Raw genomic sequence first — 18,502 nt, 5'->3', positions numbered from 1 at the left:
TCTCATGGAAAAGAAAAAAACAAATACGAAATTCATCATTATACTAACCGTTTTGATTTTGGTGGGCGGAATATACGGAATAACAAAATACATGCATTCATTGGCTCATGAAGAAACAGATGATGCTCAGATTGAGAAAAAAATGAATCCGATTATCCCGAGAGTATCAGGTTACATTAGTAAAGTGTATGTAAAAGATAATGATTTTGTAAAAAAGGGGGACACGTTATTTACGATTGATAAAAGAGATTACCAGTTAAAAATCGATGAAGCTAACGCGACTTTATTGGGTTCTGAGAGTCAATATGAAGCTGCAAAGGCAGATATTGGAAGTGCGAATGCAAGTATTTCTGTTTCTGATGCGAATGTAAAATCTGCCGGCGGTTCTATCGAAACGGCTAAAATTCGATTGAAACAAATTACCAGTGATTTTAACCGTTACGATAATTTGTATAAAACACATACGATCACCAAACAACAGTACGAGAAGGCTTTGGCTGCAAAAGATGAAGCAGAAAGTCAAGTACGTATTTTAGAGCAACAACAAAGAGCAAGTTCGTATCAAAAATCGGTTATTCAGTCAAAATCTAAAGTTTCAGACAAACAAACAGAAGTTGCCGCTGCTAATATCAAAAGAGCACAAACCATGTTGGAAGTTGCTAAACTTAACCTTAGTTATACCGTAGTTACCGCTGCAATTGATGGTCAGGTTTCTAAAGTTGATATTCAGCCAGGACAATTGGTACAGCCGGGACAATCTTTGTTTTACATCATCAATAATAATGAAGCTTGGGTGGTAGCCAACTTTAAAGAAACACAATTGAATAAAATGATTGTGGGACAAAAAGTAAGCTTAAAAGTAGATGCTTATCCTAATTATGAATTTAAAGGAACTGTAACTTCGTTCTCTCCAGCAACAGGATCGCGTTTTTCATTATTACCTCCTGATAATGCCACAGGTAACTTCGTAAAAACAATTCAGAGATTACCGGTAAAAATCAGTTTGGATGACTCAAATGATCCTGAAAAAGTAAAATTATTACGTCCGGGAATGAATGTTGATGTAGACGTACATTTAAAATAAAATAATGACAGCAGGAGAAGCAGGAGAAGACGATTTAGTAGAATACGGTTACAGACGTGTCATTATTACGATTACGGCAGTACTTTGTGCATTGTTGGAAATTGTTGACACCACGATTGTAAACGTAGCACTAACAGACATGCGAGGAAGCCTTGGTGCTACCTTGACAGATGTGGCTTGGGTAATTACAGCGTATGCAATTGCAAACGTGATTGTAATTCCGATGACCAGTTGGCTGTCACAGCAATTTGGAAGACGAAATTACTTTGTGGCGTCGATTATAATATTTACTGTCTGTTCGTTTTTATGCGGAAATGCCAGTAATATTTGGGAGTTGGTCGCTTTTAGGTTTGTTCAAGGTATGGGTGGTGGTGCATTATTAGTTACTGCTCAAACTATTATTACCGAAAGTTATCCTGTAGCCAAAAGAGGTATGGCGCAAGCCATTTACGGAATGGGAGTAATTGTTGGTCCTACTCTTGGTCCGCCTTTAGGAGGCTATTTAGTCGAAAATTATTCGTGGCCGTATATCTTTTATATTAATATTCCGTTGGGGATTATCGCTACTGTACTAACTCTTGTTTTTGTAAGAAGTCCGAAATATGGCGAAAAATTAAAAGCCAATCAAGTAGATTGGTGGGGTATTATTTTGTTAACAACATTTATAGGTTCCTTACAATTTGTATTAGAGCATGGACAGCAAGACGATTGGTTTGATAATTCGCTAATTATAACCCTAAGTGTTGTAAGTGTTCTCGGATTAGTATTATTTATTTGGAGAGAGCTTACTTATGAGCATCCAATCGTAAATTTAAGCGTTTTAAAAGATGGAAACCTTCGAATCGGAACTGTTATGTGTTTCATTCTTGGTTTCGGATTATATGGTTCCACGTTAATTATTCCGATCTATACGCAGTCTATTTTAGGATGGACCGCCACGGATGCAGGTTTGCTGCTCATACCTGGTTCGATTACAACGGCGATCATGATGCCATTTGTTGGAAACATGATTCAACGAGGAGTTCCGCAAGGCTATATGGTAGGAGTTGGATTTTTGGTCTTTTTCTTCTTTACCTTTATGATGCAAACCCGCATGACACCCGACACAGGAGTAGAACACATGTATTGGCCACTGATATTAAGAGGTGTTGGTTTGGGATTACTTTTTGTACCGATCACGACATTATCACTTTCGACATTAAAAGGAAAACATATTGGCGAAGGAGCAGCTTTTACAGGAATGATGCGACAATTAGGAGGTTCTTTTGGTATTGCAATCATTACTACTTTTATCACGCGTTTTAGTCAGGAACACCGGGTAAATTTGATCAACAATCTCGATCCGGCAAAATATCAGGTTCAGCAACGTATCGCAGGAATGCAAAAAGCTTTTGAAGCCAAAGGATACAGTGCAGATGTTGCCCTAAAAAAAACGTATCAGGCACTTGATTACGCCGTTCTAAAACAAAGTACCGTCATGGCATATACTGATATTTTTATGTACTTGGGCATAATGTTTTTATTTTGTATTCCGATTATTCTGTTAATCAAAAAAGGAAAAAACAAAATAAATCCTGCTGATGCAATGCATTAAAAAAATAATTGACACAAAAAAGCCGAGTTAGATAATTTTAATTCGGCTTTTGTGTTTTAAGAATAATATCTCACAATTGAGGAGATTACATCAATATCAGAATCTTCGTAACCACAAATTTCCGCAAAATTCTGTCTGGAAATTTTCCCTTTTTTATAATAACTAACTAATTCTTTTTTAGCAGAAGCCAATACATTCTCTTTATCCTGTTGAAAATTTAGTTCTATGCTTTTCCCGTTTATTAAATTTATTTTCAAAAGATTTCCAATTCCATTTGACAATATACCGTTATAATTTCCTTTTCCAGCATAATTATGATCATCCTTAAAATCAAAATTCAAAATGTTTATCGATTTGATTTCATCAACAGAATATTTATCTTTTTCAACAATAATACAATCTTCATGAAGTTCCATATAAGTATTCAATGTTCCTTTTAATGGTTCATATTGACTCCAACTTAAAATAAACTTGAAATACAAAGCCAAACAAATTGGCAATAGAAAAACAAATTGAAAATTTCTCTCAGAAATTATAATCCATCCAAAAATATATTTATGCACTAAATAGGCTAAAAAAGTCACCACGAACACCATACATAAAATCACATTATTCGTAAAAATAAACTTCTTGCTTTCAGTAAAAATTCTATATTTTATCATTTATAACTATTTTTAGAAGACAAAAAGGCAAAACCTCTGCCACTCCCTAAAAAAACTATCGCGTAAAAACCAAATGATTTCCTTTTGAAAGATTAGCATCAAACTGGTAACCTTCATAATTAAAACCCTTTAGGTCATCAATAGTTTCGGCATTGGTATCTATGATATAACGCACCATCATACCTCTTGCCTTCTTCGCAAAAAAACTAATTATTTTTAATTTTCCGTCTTTATAATCCTTAAAATCTGGCGTTATAACTGGTACTTTTAAAGCCTTTACATCTACTGCAGAAAAATATTCGTTACTGGCCAAATTGACAAATAATTCGTCTTTTACAAGTTCTTTATTCAAAGCTTTGGTAACAGTAGGTTTCCAAAATTCGTGCAAGTTTTTGTAGTCACCAATGGGTAATTTCGTACCCATTTCCAATCGGTAGGCTTGCATTAAATCAAGCGGTTTCAAAACACCGTATAATCCCGACAATATTCGCAATTTACTTTGTAAAACTTCCAATTTTTCAACTGGAATCGTATAAGCATCCAAACCTGTATACACATCACCATCAAAAGTATACACCGCCGGTCTTGCATTTTTTGGTGTAAAAGGCGTTTTCCAGTCTTGATTTCTTTGCCAATTTAGCTCGGATAATTTATCCGAAATTGACATTAAATCGGCCAATTCTGAAGGCTTTTTAGGTTTTAAAACTTTATGAACCTCACGTGCTTCCTTCAAAAAAGAAGGTTCTGTATAGTGAGAAGTGGGTAACTCTTTATCAAAATTTAAGGACTTGGCTGGCGATATAACAATTTTCATCTGTACTTTTTTCTTTGATTCAAAAATACAAATTGCATTCATAAAAAACACAGATACAAATTGATTTGTTCGATAGTTCTATAAAAGTCTTAGATCAAAAATAATCTCTTTTTATATTTTGATAAAATTCGACATTCAAAACTGATAATTTCTTTAAAAAAGTAGCTTCCAGATTATAAAAGGCGTAATCTATGTTGTAAATTTGCATACATTTCAATCTCATTCGAGACAGAAAAGTAATTTTTAAAATTAGTAAATTCGTGGCGATACCAGCAAATTACAAAACAGCTTTACATCATAAAATTTTCGGAATCATTTCGAAAGCATCTCAGGAACTCAACGTAGACAGCTACGTAATTGGCGGTTTTGTAAGAGATTTGCTTTTGAACCGAGGCAGTAAAAAAGATATTGATGTGGTTGCCGTTGGAAGCGGTATCGAATTGGCCTTAAAAGTCTCTGAACTACTTCCAAAAAAACCTAAAGTACAAGTTTTTAAAACTTACGGCACTGCCATGTTGCGTTTTGAAGATACTGACATTGAGTTTGTCGGAGCACGAAAAGAGTCTTATAATTTTGAGAGCCGAAATCCAATTGTAGAAAACGGAACGCTGGAAGACGATCAAAATCGTCGTGATTTTACCATCAATGCGCTGGCTTTATCATTGAATGAAAAAACTTTTGGCGAGCTCTCTGATCCTTTTGATGGTCTGGCAGATTTAGAAAACAAAACGATCAAAACGCCATTAGACCCAAACATCACTTACTCTGATGACCCACTGCGTATGTTACGCGCAATTCGTTTTGCGAATCAATTGGGTTTTGAGATCGAAAAAAAATCTCTTGATGCTATTACACAAAATGCAGAAAGAATAAAAATTATTTCTGGCGAACGCATCGTAGACGAGCTGAACAAAATTCTGTCTACAGATAAACCTTCTGTAGGTTTCTTGCTCTTGTACCAAACCGGACTTTTAGATATAATTTTGCCCGAACTAACCGCTTTAAATCAGGTAGAAGAAATTGAAGGTCACACCCACAAAAACAACTTTTATCACACGCTTGAAGTGGTCGATAATATTTGCCCAAATACAGATGATGTTTGGTTGCGATGGTCGGCTTTGTTGCACGATATTGGAAAAGCGCCCACAAAACGTTTTAATAAAAAACAAGGCTGGACTTTTCACGGACACGAGTTTTTAGGCGGAAAAATGGCCAAAAAAATATTCGAGCGCCTGCACATGCCTTTGAATCATAAAATGAAATTTGTGCAAAAAATGGTCATCATGAGTTCACGACCAATTGTTTTGGCGCAAGATATCGTGACAGATAGTGCGGTTCGTCGTTTGGTTTTTGATGCTGGCGAAGATGTAGAAAATTTGATGACACTTTGCGAAGCAGATATCACGACCAAAAACCCAGGCAAATTCAAAAAATACCATAAAAATTTCGAAATAGTTCGCAAAAAAATTGTCGAAGTTGAAGAACGCGACCATGTACGTAATTTTCAGCCACCTATTTCGGGCGAAGAAATCATGGAATATTACAATTTAAAACCTTCTCGAGAAATCGGAATCTTAAAAGAGGCAATTAAGGAAGCCATTCTGGAAGGTGAAATCCCTAATGAATATGATGCAGCTTTTGCTTTTATGCAAAAAAGAGCAGAAAAATTAGGGCTGAAAAAAGTTACTGAGTAATTAAAGTAACAAAAATCTAGATCATTTAAAATATTATTGTTTCAATTGAAGTGTTGTAAAATTAGAACCTCAGAAACTTATTCACTCAAAAAAAATGAAAAAATATTTCCCTACAATCGCAAAAACAGCATTAGTTTTAGTTTATTTAGTTATTGTTGCTGGAGCTTTGGTTCGTATGACAGGTTCCGGAATGGGCTGTCCGGACTGGCCAAAATGTTTTGGATATTACATTCCTCCAACCGATTTAAAAGAATTGACTTGGGCGCCAAATCGTGTTTTCGAAAAAGGTCAGGTAATTATCAAAGATGAAACACTTTTGGTTGCCAAGGATAACTTTACAACCCAAACAAGTTTTGATGCGTCTCACTGGGAAAAATATACTAAACATGATTATGCTATTTTTAATCCATTGCATACCTGGATCGAATATATCAACAGATTGTTTGGTGCTCTGGCTGGAATTGCTTGCTTTATAATGGCAGTTGCTTCATTTAAATTTTGGAATAAAAATAAAAAAATCACTTTGCTTTCATGGCTTGTTGTTGTCATGATGGGTTTTCAGGCCTGGCTAGGGGCAAAAGTGGTTTATTCGGTATTGAATCCGATCAAAATAACAGTTCACATGATTATGGCTTTGGTAATCGTAGCGGTTATTTTGTACATTATTCAATTGGCAAGACCCAAATTAGCTGCGGTACGATACAATACCAATTTTAAAAATGTATTATTATTTTCGCTTCTATTGACTTTGATTCAGATTGCAATTGGTACACAAGTACGTCAATTTGTAGACGAGCAGATAAAAAATGGTTTAACTGAAAGCATTTTATGGTTGCAAAATCCATCGGTTATTTTTTACGTTCACCGCTCCTTCTCTATAGTGGTCTTACTTACAAACATCTATTTGTATGTGAGGAATACAAAGCTCGGCTTAGGTTTTTCAAAAACAAAATGGGTGCTACTCTTAATCGGATTTGAGATTATAACCGGAATAGCTATGGCCTATTTTGATTTCCCTGTTGGAAGTCAAGCAATACACTTGATAATAGCCTCTATCTTGTTCGGAATTCAGTTTTATATGATTTTGGAAGCAAAAAAACCTATCCCAGCCAACTCTTAAAATCCTGTACTTTTTCGCGACTCACAATCACCTCATCCTCTTTGTAAGTAGGTAAAATTACTTTAAGACGAGAATTGGTATACGCCTGTATTTCTTTTATCGCTGGAAGCGGAATGATAAATTTTCTGCTTACGCGAAAGAAGTCTTTCATGTCTAATTCTTGCTCAAGAATCTCTAAAGTAGAGTCAATAAGATAGTTTCTATTGTCGAAAGTATGGATGTAAGTCCCTTTATTTTCGCTAAAAAAACACTCGATTTCATCTGTTGTGATCACCTTCAAATGTTGTCCAATCTTAACCGTAAATCTTTTTTTATAATTTTTCTCAAAAGGATTGGACAACATTTTTCTTATCTGCTCAAAATCAAGCTGAAGATTTGTCGAATCTACCTTATGTAAACGTTCTTTAAATTTAATAACAGCTACTTCCAGATCATCCTCATCAATTGGCTTCAAGAGATAATCGATGCTATTTAATTTAAAAGCTTTCAGTGCATACTCGTCATAAGCTGTCGTAAAAATAATGGCACTTTTGATGTCAATTTTTTCAAAAATTTCAAAAGATAAACCATCAGACAGCTGAATATCTAAAAATATCAAATCTGGATGTTCGTTTTTCGTAAACCAATCTACCGATTCTTCAACAGAATGCAACATGGTTTCTACCACAATATTTAGCTTCTCTAACTTCCGTTGTAGTAATCTTGCTGCGGGTTTCTCATCTTCTATGATCAATGTTTTCATGCTTAAAAAGGTCGGTTTATTTTGGTTTTAAATATAAAAATGAATCAAAAATATGCTTTTTATCAATTAAAAAAAGAAAGAAATAACAAAACTTAAAACGGCACGAATTCATCTCACTAAAATCTATAATTTAAATTTTTAACGAAATGAATTCTTAATTTATATACTGCAAAAGCAATACTCTTTTTTCAAAAGCCAACGGATTAAAATTTAAACCAAATTACTGCCATTTGGTATTTGCCGATTTTTTATCCATAATTTCCTTGATTTTTCTTTCTTCCCATGCATCGCTAAAAAAGATATCGCGACCATACACCGATAATGCGTGTGCCAGCAAACCGATTCCCCAAAATAATGCGGTAGAATAGGTATGCCACTCAAATAATCGCTCTTCGTTGAATCCTGATCCTATAAAATTTCTGCTCAAGTTCGAAATAATCAGCAGCACATTAATGATTAAATAAATTCTTAAATGCGAATAAAATCCTTTAATTCTTTTTACTTTTTTATACGCCATATTGTAATGTTCATCCGAAATTAATTCTCTGTCAGCTTCACTTTCGAACATATACTTTCTAAATCTACCCATTTTTTTTAAATTTAAATTATTGCCATTTTCCTTTGTTTTCCTTCTCTCTTTCCATTAATTCTTTGATTTTTTTCTCTTCCCAATCTTTCCCAAAAGCGGGAAAAACTTCAAAAACTTTCAATCCATGAAATACCACTCCGATGCCCCACCACATCAAGGGCCAGTAAAACCATAAATGGTTTGGTGAAGTGTACAAATTGATTCCGATTAAAAATATATTTACAAATATAAATGAGGTTAGATTTCCATAAAATCCTTTAATATTTTCGACTTTTTTCTTCGCTCTGTAATATTTATCCTCTTCGCTATAATTAATTTCCATGATTATTTCCAGGTTTGTTTATTATTTTCTCTTTCTAAAATTTCTCTAATTTTTCGCTCCTCCCAATCAGAGCTGTAACCATACACTTTGAAGGCATGCATTACGACTCCAAATCCCCAGCCTAAAGCCGAAAACCAAAACCATTGAAATTTAGGAGAATACGTTAGGTTGATAAAAACCAAGATCGGGATTACACAGCAGTATGAAATAAGATTTGCATAAAATCCTTTTATTTCTTCTACTCTTTTTTTTGCTCTAAAATAAGCTTTACTTTCATCATTATAATCTGCATTTGTTTCCATAACTGTTATTTGTTTGGTTAAAATTGGAATTTTAACTGTAAAATTTTGTTCATTTTGTTCAATTAAGACTTTTCTATTGGTGACAATTCCGTATCGATTTACGATATTCTGCAGTCCCACCCCTTGCCTGTCTTGTAAAACTTCTTTTTTCTGAAAATCATTTTGGATGGCTAAATAATCGCCGTCAATAAAAATTCTTATGTGCAATGGTCTTTGCTCGCTCACCACATTGTGTTTTACCGTGTTCTCCAACAAAAGCTGCAACGACAGCGGAACCACTTTTGCATCATCATTTATATCTCCCGTCGGTAACTCATAAAACAAACTATTCTCAAAACGCATTTTCAGCAAATTCATATAGGTTTTTGCAAAAGACAATTCGTCTTCGACCGAAACCAGTTCTTTGTCTTTTTGTTCTAAAACATAACGGTAAATTTTAGACAAGGAAGTTGTAAAACGTTGTGCATTCTCGGGATTTTCTTCGATCAAAGAACTTAAAACATTCAAGCTGTTAAAAAGAAAATGCGGGTCAATTTGGTTTTTTAAGCTTTCAAATTTAGCATTTGCTGTTCCTGCGATTATCTTTTGTTGTGTCACTTCAAATTTAGAAGCCTGCTTCCATTTTACCATAAAGCTTCTGGCCTGCATAAACGTAGAAACACCCAATGATAAAATAATGTAAAACAGATGTACCCAAATCATTCTTTCTGTAAAAAACTGGTTGATCGGCATTTTTTGCAAAATCACAAAAATGATGTAATTGATTCCTAAAACAGCAGGAATTGTGTACAAAACAGTAACCAGAATGCCATAATAAACCCTGAGATTTGTTTGATCCAGCCAATCCCATTTTTTATCCAAGAACAAGTTGATGAAACCGTTGCCAAATCCTAAACCAAAAGAATAAAGACAACTTAAAGAGAATGTGATTAAAACATTTTTTATACTCAAATCTGCGCCCAAAAAGGCAGAGAATATTACAGTAAAAATCATAGAAATCTTAAAACAAACGATGGCTCCTCCTTTTAAATCTGTAAATGTATTGCTATGATTTTTCATTGTAATGTTCTTTCAAATATTATTTTTTACACCCCTTTTGAGCTTCCAAAGCTCTTTCTAATCCCCATTTTGGAGAAAAAGCTGTTTCTGGCTTAAAAGTAGCAAAAAGTTCAACAGCTTTATCCACCTCAGCACAAAGAGGCTTTGTATCAACTCCTGTCCATTTTGCACCGCCTAACTGATAATCTGCTTCTCCAAAAACAGCTCTTGGATTATTTGGGTCTATAGCCTTTGCCTTTGCATAAGCTTCCATCACTTTAGACGAATATTTCATTCCGTTTGTCATAGGATCTGCAACTACCCACGCGGTATAAATTAGCGCCTGAAGCACAAACAATTCGGCGTTTTTTTGATCCTTAATCATTTCAACATCCAGAGCATCTTGTGCTTTTGTCAACATCAACTCTATTTTTGTTTTGTCTTTTTCTGAGAAAGCGCCGGTTGTATTTACTAAAGCTACATAGTAATTAGGATACCAACTTGTTTTTTCAGCGGCAGCGATTCTTTCAAACATTGCAGAAGCTTCTGAATTTTTTCCTTCTTTCCAAAGTCCGAAAGCTTTACCCATTCCTTGTTCAAATTGTGTTTGTGCAGAGATTAAACTGCAAATAAATAATGTAATTACGGTGATAATTTTGGTCATGATTTCTTTTTTTTAAAGGTTGTTAAATTTTATTTTTAGTGTTCTAAGTTTTACTGATGATTAAAACGCTGTTATTTTATACTTCAAAAGTAGGTTGGTTTTTATTGTTTTAAAATTAAATACTACCGAGTTGTCGAATTTTGTGACTGAATTGTTTCTTTTAAGGTTCTGAGCTACTAAGCTGCTAAGAACCTAAGGCTTTACCTTATAGACTCAGGTCCTAAGTCACTTAGGAGCTTATAAATTCTTCAACTGATTATCATTTTTATTCTGGCTGATGGTCCAGAAGAAACCTACGAAGAAAAATCTATCGGCAGTTGGCACAACGGCTTGTCTGTTGTAAAACCCTGTTGCATCTGGTGTTTTGGCATAATCGTAGCCAAAAACATTTTGAGTTCCTAATACATTTGAAATCGAGAAATACAGTATTTTTTGAGTGGTTAATAAATACGCCCAATTAAAACTCAAACTATTATACGCTTTTGTTTTTCCGTTCATAAATTGTGCTTCGTTTGGATTGTTATAAGGTCTTCCAGTGCTAAAACTATTTGTAAAACCAATTTGCGATTTCCAATCGGTGATAAAATATTTCGTAACAACAGACAAATTATGATTGGCAATAAAACTAGGTGTAGCCATCGTTGGAAAATTTTTATACTCGCGCTCCGAATCGATATAGGAGTACGAAATCCAATATTCTAAATTTTTGTATAAATTGCTGTCTCTCCAAAACAAATCCAATCCTTTTGCATACCCCGAACCATTATTATTAAAATTCGAATTGTACTGAATATCTCTCGTATCGTATTGCACCAAATTGCTATAATCTTTAAAATAAGCTTCGGCTCTAAAAGTTTGTCCTGGTTTAGTAAACTGATAATTCAGGATATAATGTCTTGCTTTTTCGCTTTCGAATTCATGAAATCTAGAATATTTAATATAATCAACCACAGGAGTTTGGGTAAAATCTCCGTAAGCAAAAGAAAACTGGCTACTTTTTGAAACTTTATAAGCTAGAGAAGCTCGTGGTGCAATAGCCGTTTCGTCGAGCAAACTATTATTTGAAAGTCTAAAACCTACTTTGGCTGCAAAATTTTTCGAAAATAAAATATCTCCTTCTGTGTAAAAAGCTGCAATATTAGAATCGTAACCATTTGCCACGTTAATGGAAGTATTATCATTAAAATTTTCATTGAATTTTGTAATAAAATAATCGGCACCAAAAGACAATTTAAAATGATCTGAAACATTTTTTCTTAGTTTTATTTTTAACTGAGCCGCATTCTCGTCACTGTTAATGTCGCTGCTATTCAGTTTTACTTTGCCGTTATTGTAGCCGTAACTCATTCCTGTTGTTAATTGCCATCCCGTTCCGATTGTGCCTTTGTACGAAGCATTCAAATAAAAATTATTATTATTTAAATTAGTCCTAATAGGATCAATAAAATTGATATTCTGTTGATTCAAATCGAATTTTTCGGAGTCAAAAGCCGCATATAATTTAAAAATTCCGTTTACAAAATGATAACGATATACCGTTTCACCCGATAAAGATTGATACGGATTATTCCAATCGACATTTTGAGGAATAGCAGCTTGATAAGGCGCTAAATTGATGTAAGCCGTATTGACGCTTAAAGAACTTTTATTCCACTTTTGAGTATTTCCAAGTCCTAAACCAACTGTCATCAGAGCTATTTCTGTTTTATTTTGGTCGGGTTCGTCTTGGGTGTTCAACAGCAAAACACTTGACAAAGCTTCGCCATATTCTGCAGAATATCCTCCCGTTGAAAAAGCGATTCCGCTAAACAAAAAAGGAGAAAATCGACCACGAGTTGGCAAATTATTTGTAGTAGCTCCGTAAGGCTGTGCAACACGAATACCATCGACGAAAGTTTGCGTTTCGCTGGCTTCACCTCCACGAACAAACAAACGGCCATCTTCGCCCACTGTTTGCGTTCCAGGCAAAGTCTGGAGCGCCGCAATAATATTTCCGGCAGAACCTGCAGTGGTTACAATATCAAGAGGTTTTAATACCGAAACTCTGGCTTTATCTCCAGATTCTAATGTTCCTGCGGTGATGACAACAGCATCTAGTGCGTTTACATTTTCTCGCAGTTTTACTGTCTGCTCTTTAAAATTGGTAACATCAATTTCTTTTCTAAAAGTATCATAAATTAAAAAACTTACTACTAAAAATTGATTTCCGGTTGCGGTCGTTTCAAAAGAAAAATCTCCGGTTTCAGAGCTGGTGGCGCCATCATAAGTTCCATCGATATAAATATTAGCTCCCGGAACAGGTTTCCCTTTTTCGTATACCACTTTTCCGGAAATGGTGTTTTGGGCAAAAATAAGTGAGCCAATAAATAAAAAAGCTATTGCAAAAAGTAATTTGGTTTTCATAACATTTGGTTTTGATGAGGCAAATGTATTTTAACGATTCAAGTTAAAAAATATTAAATAACCCAATTGTTGAAATTTGGGGATGAATTGTTTTTAAGCTACTTTTACTCTAAACATAAGTTGTATATGAGAACTGAAAAAGAGAAGATGATTGCCGGAGAATACTATGCAGCCGGCGATCCAGTTTTGGTAAAAGAGCGCCGAAGAGCCAAAAATTTATTACATCGTTTGAATGTTACTGAATATCGCCTAACGAAAAAAGCGAAAGAAATTTTAGCCGAATTAATTCCTAATACCGGCAAGAGTTTTTACATAGAACCTCCTTTTCATTGCGATTACGGGTACAATATTATTTGTGGTGACAATGTTTATTTTAATGTAAATTGTGTGGTTTTGGATTGTGCTCCAGTCACTATTGGTTCAAATGTGTTTATTGCGCCAAATGTTCAAATTTACACGGCAACTCATCCGCTTGACGCTGAATTAAGAAAAACACTCGAAAATGCGCTGCCTGTATCTATCGGAGACGATTGCTGGATTGGCGGAAATTCTGTTATCTGTCCGGGCGTAACCATCGGAAAAGGATGTGTGGTTGGAGCCGGTTCTGTAGTAACAAAAAACATTCCCGATTATTCTTTGGCCGTTGGAAACCCAGCAAAAATTATTCGAAAATTAAATTAAAAATCTCCAAATAAATAATGCTTTCATTAACTAAAATACATCATATTGCAATTCTTTGTTCGGATTATCAAAAATCTAAACTTTTTTATACCGAAGTATTAGGATTGTCAATTATTAAAGAAATCTACCGCGAAGAACGCCAATCTTACAAACTTGATCTGGCTTTGAATGGTCATTACATTGTCGAATTATTTTCGTTCCCAAATCCGCCAAAACGACCTTCACAACCAGAGGCAGTTGGTTTGCGACATTTGGCTTTTGAAGTATTAAATTTGGATGAAACTATTGCTTTTTTAAATACAAAAAACATCGAGTCGGAACCTATTAGAATTGATCAAATCACCCAGAAGCGATTCACTTTTATCGCCGACCCTGATGCTTTGCCAATTGAGTTTTATGAGCGATAATTAAAGTATTGTGAAAACTTCTTATCGTTACAGACAAATATCAACGCAATAAAAGCAAACGATTTTTCTTTTTTACCAACTTTAACACAATATGCAAAGCGTTTTTATTAAAAACCCAATTTGATTCTCTAATTTTGTAAAATCGCATAAAATTCTGCGATTCAAAATTTTACTTCTGATGAACAAAACAGCTCGAATCAAAAAAAATTATCAATTTATCCTTTTTCAAAAATTAGTAATTGTTTCTGTTTTAATTGGTTTTTTATCTGCCTTTTTAGGAATTTCACTTAAAAAAATTACAGAATATTACGAGGAAATCTTCTTTCACAAAGCGTCATTACATCCTGTATTTTTTATTATTTTTCCAGTTTTCGGATTATCTGTTATTTACTTTTTAAGACAGTATTTGTTTAAGAAAAAAGAAAACAAAGGCATCAAAGAAGTTTTTGAAAGTACAAGAACTGGATCTAAAAATTTACCTTCTTATAAAATTCCATCTCACTTTATAAATGGATTATTAACGGTTATTTTTGGAGGTTCAACAGGAATCGAAGTGTCTACAGTAGTCGCCACCGCTACAATTGGTTCTGTGGCACAGCAAAAAGAAAATATATTTCGCAAGTATAAAACCGAATTAATTTGTGCTGGAGTTGCTGCTGGAGTTACCGCTTTATTTAGCAGCCCGATTGCAGGTATTTTATTTGCTCTTGAAGTTATCTCCCGAAAAGTCACTCGTGCATTTGTAATTTCAAATGTAATTTCGGTTTTAGTTGCTTTTGGTTTACTTTCAATTTTAAAAGAGGCACCTTTGTTTACGATCTCAATTACGACTTGGCATCTAAAAGCCATACCTTATTTTATTGTTTTAGGAATTTTGGCCGGAATCAATTCGGTTTATTTAACGCGTTGCGTCTTGTTTTTTAAAGCCCAATTTCAAAAAATAGAAGTTCATTATTATAAAATTTTACTAGGTTCAGCCATTTTGAGTATTTCATTATTTATTTTTCCTCAATTATACGGAGAAGGTTATCATGCGATAAAAGTAATTTTCAGTACTTCTGAAATGCCGTTAACGGTAACTTTGACACTGACTTTTATCGGGATTTTGATTCTAAAACCAATCGTAACTTCAATTACACTGGCTTCTGGAGGCGATGGAGGTGTTTTTGCTCCTAGTCTATTTATTGGTGCTTTTTTAGGATTATTATTGGCTTCTGCCTTGAATACCTTTTTTCATGTAAATGTAATTCCGATAAACTTTATGATTATCGGAATGGCGGCAGTTTTAAGTGCCAGCATACATGCGCCATTTACTGCCCTATTTTTAGTTTGCGGACTTATAAACCATTATACTTTGTTTTTACCGATTTTAGTAGTCTGCCTGATATCTAAATACACTGCAAAAACAATTTATCCCTACACTGTTTATAGTTACGCCCCTAGCTTAATAAAATAATATTCTTGCCACAGATTTCAGAGATTCATACAAATTTTCAATCCTTTAAATCTGTAACAAAAACACCAAAACAAATAGTTAGAATTTATGCCAATTCAAAAAATAAAGAGAGGATATCGCAAAACCCGTTACATTCTTTACAAAGAAACTTTAGTTGATTACAAAGAGCATTTTTGGTCTTTTATAGGATCGTTTGTCGGAATTGGAGTTTTGGCTTACATTCAATCTATACAATTTTCGGGACATGATGCGGTTTATCTGATTGGTTCTTTTGGAGCCTCAAGTGTTCTGGTATACGGAATAATCCAGAGTCCGTTTTCGCAGCCCAGAAACTTAGTTGGCGGTCATCTTGTGTCTGCTTTTATAGGAGTTACGGTTCAGAAATTGGCTCCCGATATCATCTGGATTGCCGCTCCGCTAGCGGTTTCGTTGGCTATTATCTTCATGCAGATTACCAAAACACTCCATCCTCCCGGAGGTGCTACAGCACTGATCGCTATTATTGGCTCAGAAAAAATAAAAGCTTTGGGATATATGTACGTGCTTTCTCCAGTTTTGGTGGGTGTACTTATCTTGCTAATTACCGCTTTGATTTTTAACAATATGACTTCGAGCAGAACTTATCCAAGTCATGGTCTGTACCGAAAACAGTATCATAAGATTAGAAAGAGATTGAGAAGCAAATCATAATGTGTCGCTTGTTCCTGCAAGATTTTTAAACCCTTGTAGGAGCTTAATAAAATCTTTTCAACAAATCTTAAATCCTAATTCATAATTCGTTTTTTATATTTTACCTTTGACCTTTCAATAAAAACAAAGATTATGGTTTATAAATTTAGAGTAATTCTAGACGCCGAAGAAGATATTTTTAGAGACATTGCAATTCTTGAAGATGATACTCTTGAAGATTTACACAACGCAATCTTCAATGCTTTTGGTTTTGACGGGATGGAAGTAGCTTCGTTTTATACCTGTGATGAAACTTGGAATCAGGAAGATGAAATAGCACTTTTTGATACTGGTGACATACCCGGAGAACAAAAAACCATGAGCGATTATAAACTATCAGACATCTTAGACGAACAAAATACCAAAATTATCTATGTATATGATTTTATCAATATGTGGACCTTTTTGGTTGAATTGGCTGCTATAGAAGATCAAATTGCGGGAGCTCCTTATCCAGAAACTTTATTCTCTCATGGAGAAATGCCTGACGAAGCGATCGAAAAAAACTTTGAAGCCGATATGCACGACGATATCTACGGCGAATTTGAAGATGACCTTGACGAAGACGATCTAGACATGTTTGAAGGCGACGACAGCTTTGAAGATTTTGGGTTTGAGGAGAATTGGAATTAGTTTTTTTGAGGCTCTGAGTTGCTAAGAAACTAAGTTTATAAGTTTTATATTTTGAAGGTTTTTTCTTATATTTAATTTTTAAAATTAAATATAAGAAAATGAGCAATTTTAGAAATTTACTTATCTGGCAAAAATCGATGAGCTTGATTACAAAAATTTATTATTCTACCAATAATTTTCCAAAAGAAGAAATCTTTGGACTAACTTCACAAATTAGACGAAGTTCCATTTCAATTCCAAGCAACATCGCTGAAGGCTATGGACGACAAAGTGATAAAGATTTTTTACGCTTTTTAAATATTTCAATTGGTTCATTATTTGAAATGCAAACTCAATTAGAAATTGCTAAAAATATAACCTACCTTAACGAAGAAGAATTTAACAATTTATATGAGGATAGTCGCGAAGTAGAAAGAATGTTAGTGTCTTTTATTAATAAATTAAAAAACAGAAACTAAAAACTCAGAACCTTAGTAACTCAGAACCTCAGCAACTTTAAAAAATGATAAACCTTTTCAACACCCACATCGAGACGCTTGCGATACACCGCGTAGGAAACAAAAGCAGAAACGAAGCTATTTTTTTATCAGAACAAACTTTCAACTTAAATGATGAAATTGTTCCGCTAATAAAAGAGTATTTTTTTAAGCCTTTTAGAGAGAAAGAAGAAAATTATTTTCAGTTTGCACACGAAGTCGATTTGGATTACAATGACATGTTTAAATATGCAACTGAAATCTTTGACAATCCGAGCAAATTACTTGAGGTTTCTAAAAATATTACCACACATTTATATGAGCAATCCAACCATCCGCACATTAAAAACGGAGAGGTTTATGTAACGTATCTAACCAATTTAAGCATCGATAATAATGTGGTGGATGCTATTGGAATTTTTAAAAGCGAATTACAATCTGACTTTTTACAATTTGAAGAAAAGAACAGTAACCTTGAAATGATTTTGCAGCAAGGTATCAACCTGAGCAAATTAGACAAAGGATGTTTGATTTTTAACTACAAAAAAGAAGAAGGTTATAAAATCCTGACTGTTGACAGCAACCGTTATGATGCGCGTTATTGGTTAGAGCACTTTTTGTCTGTTGATGCTTTTGAAGATGAAAATTTTATTACCAAAAAATATTTAAAATTCTGCCAGAATTTTGCAAAAGATGTAGTTCTGCCTGCAGAAGACAAAAAAGAAGAAGTCATGTTTATGAATCGCTCTGTGAATTATTTTGCAAAAAATGACCAGTTTGAAGAGCAAAATTTCTTAAACGAAGTACTGGACAATCCTGATCTTATCCCAGAATTTAAAAACTATAAGGTAGATAAAGGAGAAAAATACAGCATCGAAGACATCACCTCATTCCCAATTGCAAATGCAGCAGTTTCTGACGCTAGAAAATCGATTAAAAACGTAATAAATCTGGATACTCACATTCAGATTAAAATGGATTTTATCAATCCCGAAAGTGCAGAAAAATTTGTCGAAAAAGGCTGGGATGAAGAAAAACAAATGTATTACTACTTAGTTTATTTCAATAAAGAAGAAAAAAGCTAAGAGTCAT

Annotated in this window: 19 protein-coding genes; 11 read left to right on the top strand and 8 right to left on the bottom strand. The window is 34.1% G+C overall.

The features are described 5' to 3' along the window. Positions 1-4 precede the first annotated feature (4 nt). Together J3495_RS10565 and J3495_RS10560 are read left to right on the top strand one after the other, a co-directional pair. Positions 5-1,084 (top strand): HlyD family secretion protein, encoded by a 1,080-nt coding sequence (locus J3495_RS10565; RefSeq protein WP_210666525.1) that lies wholly within the window; start codon positions 5-7, stop codon positions 1,082-1,084. Positions 1,085-1,088: 4 nt separating this feature from the next. Then, positions 1,089-2,678, top strand: a complete 1,590-nt coding sequence (locus J3495_RS10560; RefSeq protein ID WP_210666524.1) for a DHA2 family efflux MFS transporter permease subunit — start codon at positions 1,089-1,091, stop codon at positions 2,676-2,678. Positions 2,679-2,734: 56 nt separating this feature from the next. Here the strand turns inward: J3495_RS10560 and J3495_RS10555 are convergent, their stop codons facing one another. Further along, entirely contained in the window at positions 2,735-3,340 is a 606-nt protein-coding gene (locus J3495_RS10555) for a hypothetical protein (protein ID WP_210666523.1), read from the bottom strand. A gap of 55 nt (positions 3,341-3,395) precedes the next feature. Beyond that, positions 3,396-4,154, bottom strand: coding sequence for a peroxide stress protein YaaA (yaaA, locus tag J3495_RS10550; protein ID WP_210666522.1), 759 nt, complete (start codon positions 4,152-4,154; stop codon positions 3,396-3,398). Positions 4,155-4,414: 260 nt separating this feature from the next. Between yaaA and J3495_RS10545 the strand changes: the two genes are divergently transcribed. Both J3495_RS10545 and J3495_RS10540 read left to right on the top strand, forming a co-directional pair. Continuing rightward, positions 4,415-5,848 (top strand): CCA tRNA nucleotidyltransferase, encoded by a 1,434-nt coding sequence (locus tag J3495_RS10545; protein ID WP_210666521.1) that lies wholly within the window; start codon positions 4,415-4,417, stop codon positions 5,846-5,848. A gap of 94 nt (positions 5,849-5,942) precedes the next feature. Continuing rightward, entirely contained in the window at positions 5,943-6,968 is a 1,026-nt protein-coding gene (locus J3495_RS10540; RefSeq protein WP_210666520.1) for a COX15/CtaA family protein, read from the top strand. On the opposite strand, the gene J3495_RS10535 is transcribed toward J3495_RS10540, so the two are convergent. The 6 genes from J3495_RS10535 to J3495_RS10510 all read right to left on the bottom strand — a co-directional run bounded on the left by J3495_RS10535 (position 6,949) and on the right by J3495_RS10510 (position 13,028). Beyond that, entirely contained in the window at positions 6,949-7,710 is a 762-nt protein-coding gene (locus J3495_RS10535; protein ID WP_210666519.1) for a LytR/AlgR family response regulator transcription factor, read from the bottom strand. The two genes, J3495_RS10540 and J3495_RS10535, sit on opposite strands and share 20 nt — an antisense overlap. Before the next feature lie 220 nt (positions 7,711-7,930). After that, complete coding sequence (locus tag J3495_RS10530; RefSeq protein WP_210666518.1) at positions 7,931-8,299, bottom strand: 2TM domain-containing protein; 369 nt, start codon at positions 8,297-8,299, stop codon at positions 7,931-7,933. A 16-nt stretch (positions 8,300-8,315) separates the two neighbouring features. Continuing rightward, positions 8,316-8,621, bottom strand: a complete 306-nt coding sequence (locus J3495_RS10525) for a 2TM domain-containing protein (protein WP_210666517.1) — start codon at positions 8,619-8,621, stop codon at positions 8,316-8,318. A 2-nt stretch (positions 8,622-8,623) separates the two neighbouring features. Further along, a complete protein-coding gene (locus tag J3495_RS10520; RefSeq protein ID WP_210666516.1) occupies positions 8,624-9,982 on the bottom strand; it encodes a histidine kinase in 1,359 nt (452 codons plus the stop codon). A gap of 19 nt (positions 9,983-10,001) precedes the next feature. Then, the gene (locus J3495_RS10515) at positions 10,002-10,625 is read right to left on the bottom strand and encodes a hypothetical protein (RefSeq protein ID WP_210666515.1); all 624 of its coding nucleotides are present in this window, start codon (positions 10,623-10,625) and stop codon (positions 10,002-10,004) included. A gap of 237 nt (positions 10,626-10,862) precedes the next feature. Further along, a complete protein-coding gene (locus J3495_RS10510; protein ID WP_210666514.1) occupies positions 10,863-13,028 on the bottom strand; it encodes a TonB-dependent receptor in 2,166 nt (721 codons plus the stop codon). A gap of 126 nt (positions 13,029-13,154) precedes the next feature. Between J3495_RS10510 and J3495_RS10505 the strand changes: the two genes are divergently transcribed. From J3495_RS10505 to J3495_RS10475, 7 genes are all read left to right on the top strand, one after another. Continuing rightward, the gene (locus J3495_RS10505; protein ID WP_210666513.1) at positions 13,155-13,709 is read left to right on the top strand and encodes a sugar O-acetyltransferase; all 555 of its coding nucleotides are present in this window, start codon (positions 13,155-13,157) and stop codon (positions 13,707-13,709) included. A gap of 17 nt (positions 13,710-13,726) precedes the next feature. Beyond that, the gene (gene gloA2, locus J3495_RS10500; protein ID WP_210666512.1) at positions 13,727-14,116 is read left to right on the top strand and encodes an SMU1112c/YaeR family gloxylase I-like metalloprotein; all 390 of its coding nucleotides are present in this window, start codon (positions 13,727-13,729) and stop codon (positions 14,114-14,116) included. A gap of 178 nt (positions 14,117-14,294) precedes the next feature. Beyond that, positions 14,295-15,572 (top strand): chloride channel protein, encoded by a 1,278-nt coding sequence (locus J3495_RS10495; protein WP_210666511.1) that lies wholly within the window; start codon positions 14,295-14,297, stop codon positions 15,570-15,572. 87 nt (positions 15,573-15,659) lie between these two features. Continuing rightward, a complete protein-coding gene (locus J3495_RS10490; protein ID WP_210666510.1) occupies positions 15,660-16,262 on the top strand; it encodes an HPP family protein in 603 nt (200 codons plus the stop codon). A 132-nt stretch (positions 16,263-16,394) separates the two neighbouring features. Next, on the top strand, positions 16,395-16,934 hold the full coding sequence (locus J3495_RS10485) for an IS1096 element passenger TnpR family protein (RefSeq protein WP_210666509.1): 540 nt from the start codon (positions 16,395-16,397) through the stop codon (positions 16,932-16,934). 98 nt (positions 16,935-17,032) lie between these two features. Next, positions 17,033-17,392: a four helix bundle protein gene (locus J3495_RS10480; protein ID WP_210666508.1), complete on the top strand. Its 360-nt coding sequence runs from the start codon at positions 17,033-17,035 to the stop codon at positions 17,390-17,392. 44 nt (positions 17,393-17,436) lie between these two features. Next, positions 17,437-18,495 carry a nucleoid-associated protein gene (locus tag J3495_RS10475; RefSeq protein ID WP_210666507.1) on the top strand — a complete coding sequence of 353 codons (1,059 nt, stop codon included), beginning with the start codon at positions 17,437-17,439 and terminating at the stop codon, positions 18,493-18,495. Positions 18,496-18,502 lie beyond the last annotated feature (7 nt).

Origin of the sequence: Flavobacterium geliluteum (assembly GCF_017948595.1) — a bacterium.
GTDB lineage: Bacteria > Bacteroidota > Bacteroidia > Flavobacteriales > Flavobacteriaceae > Flavobacterium > Flavobacterium flavipigmentatum.
Note: the sequence above shows the minus strand (reverse complement) of the source record. Positions and strands in the feature narration are given on the sequence as shown.

Coding starts and splice junctions, on each gene's coding strand:
- J3495_RS10565 (WP_210666525.1), top strand. CDS start 5: ATGGAAAAGAAAAAAACAAATACGAAATTCATCATTATACTAACCGTT.
- J3495_RS10560 (WP_210666524.1), top strand. CDS start 1,089: ATGACAGCAGGAGAAGCAGGAGAAGACGATTTAGTAGAATACGGTTAC.
- J3495_RS10555 (WP_210666523.1), bottom strand. CDS start 3,340: ATGATAAAATATAGAATTTTTACTGAAAGCAAGAAGTTTATTTTTACG.
- yaaA (WP_210666522.1), bottom strand. CDS start 4,154: ATGAAAATTGTTATATCGCCAGCCAAGTCCTTAAATTTTGATAAAGAG.
- J3495_RS10540 (WP_210666520.1), top strand. CDS start 5,943: ATGAAAAAATATTTCCCTACAATCGCAAAAACAGCATTAGTTTTAGTT.
- J3495_RS10535 (WP_210666519.1), bottom strand. CDS start 7,710: ATGAAAACATTGATCATAGAAGATGAGAAACCCGCAGCAAGATTACTA.
- J3495_RS10530 (WP_210666518.1), bottom strand. CDS start 8,299: ATGGGTAGATTTAGAAAGTATATGTTCGAAAGTGAAGCTGACAGAGAA.
- J3495_RS10525 (WP_210666517.1), bottom strand. CDS start 8,621: ATGGAAATTAATTATAGCGAAGAGGATAAATATTACAGAGCGAAGAAA.
- J3495_RS10520 (WP_210666516.1), bottom strand. CDS start 9,982: ATGAAAAATCATAGCAATACATTTACAGATTTAAAAGGAGGAGCCATC.
- J3495_RS10515 (WP_210666515.1), bottom strand. CDS start 10,625: ATGACCAAAATTATCACCGTAATTACATTATTTATTTGCAGTTTAATC.
- J3495_RS10510 (WP_210666514.1), bottom strand. CDS start 13,028: ATGAAAACCAAATTACTTTTTGCAATAGCTTTTTTATTTATTGGCTCA.
- J3495_RS10505 (WP_210666513.1), top strand. CDS start 13,155: ATGAGAACTGAAAAAGAGAAGATGATTGCCGGAGAATACTATGCAGCC.
- gloA2 (WP_210666512.1), top strand. CDS start 13,727: ATGCTTTCATTAACTAAAATACATCATATTGCAATTCTTTGTTCGGAT.
- J3495_RS10495 (WP_210666511.1), top strand. CDS start 14,295: ATGAACAAAACAGCTCGAATCAAAAAAAATTATCAATTTATCCTTTTT.
- J3495_RS10490 (WP_210666510.1), top strand. CDS start 15,660: ATGCCAATTCAAAAAATAAAGAGAGGATATCGCAAAACCCGTTACATT.
- J3495_RS10485 (WP_210666509.1), top strand. CDS start 16,395: ATGGTTTATAAATTTAGAGTAATTCTAGACGCCGAAGAAGATATTTTT.
- J3495_RS10480 (WP_210666508.1), top strand. CDS start 17,033: ATGAGCAATTTTAGAAATTTACTTATCTGGCAAAAATCGATGAGCTTG.
- J3495_RS10475 (WP_210666507.1), top strand. CDS start 17,437: ATGATAAACCTTTTCAACACCCACATCGAGACGCTTGCGATACACCGC.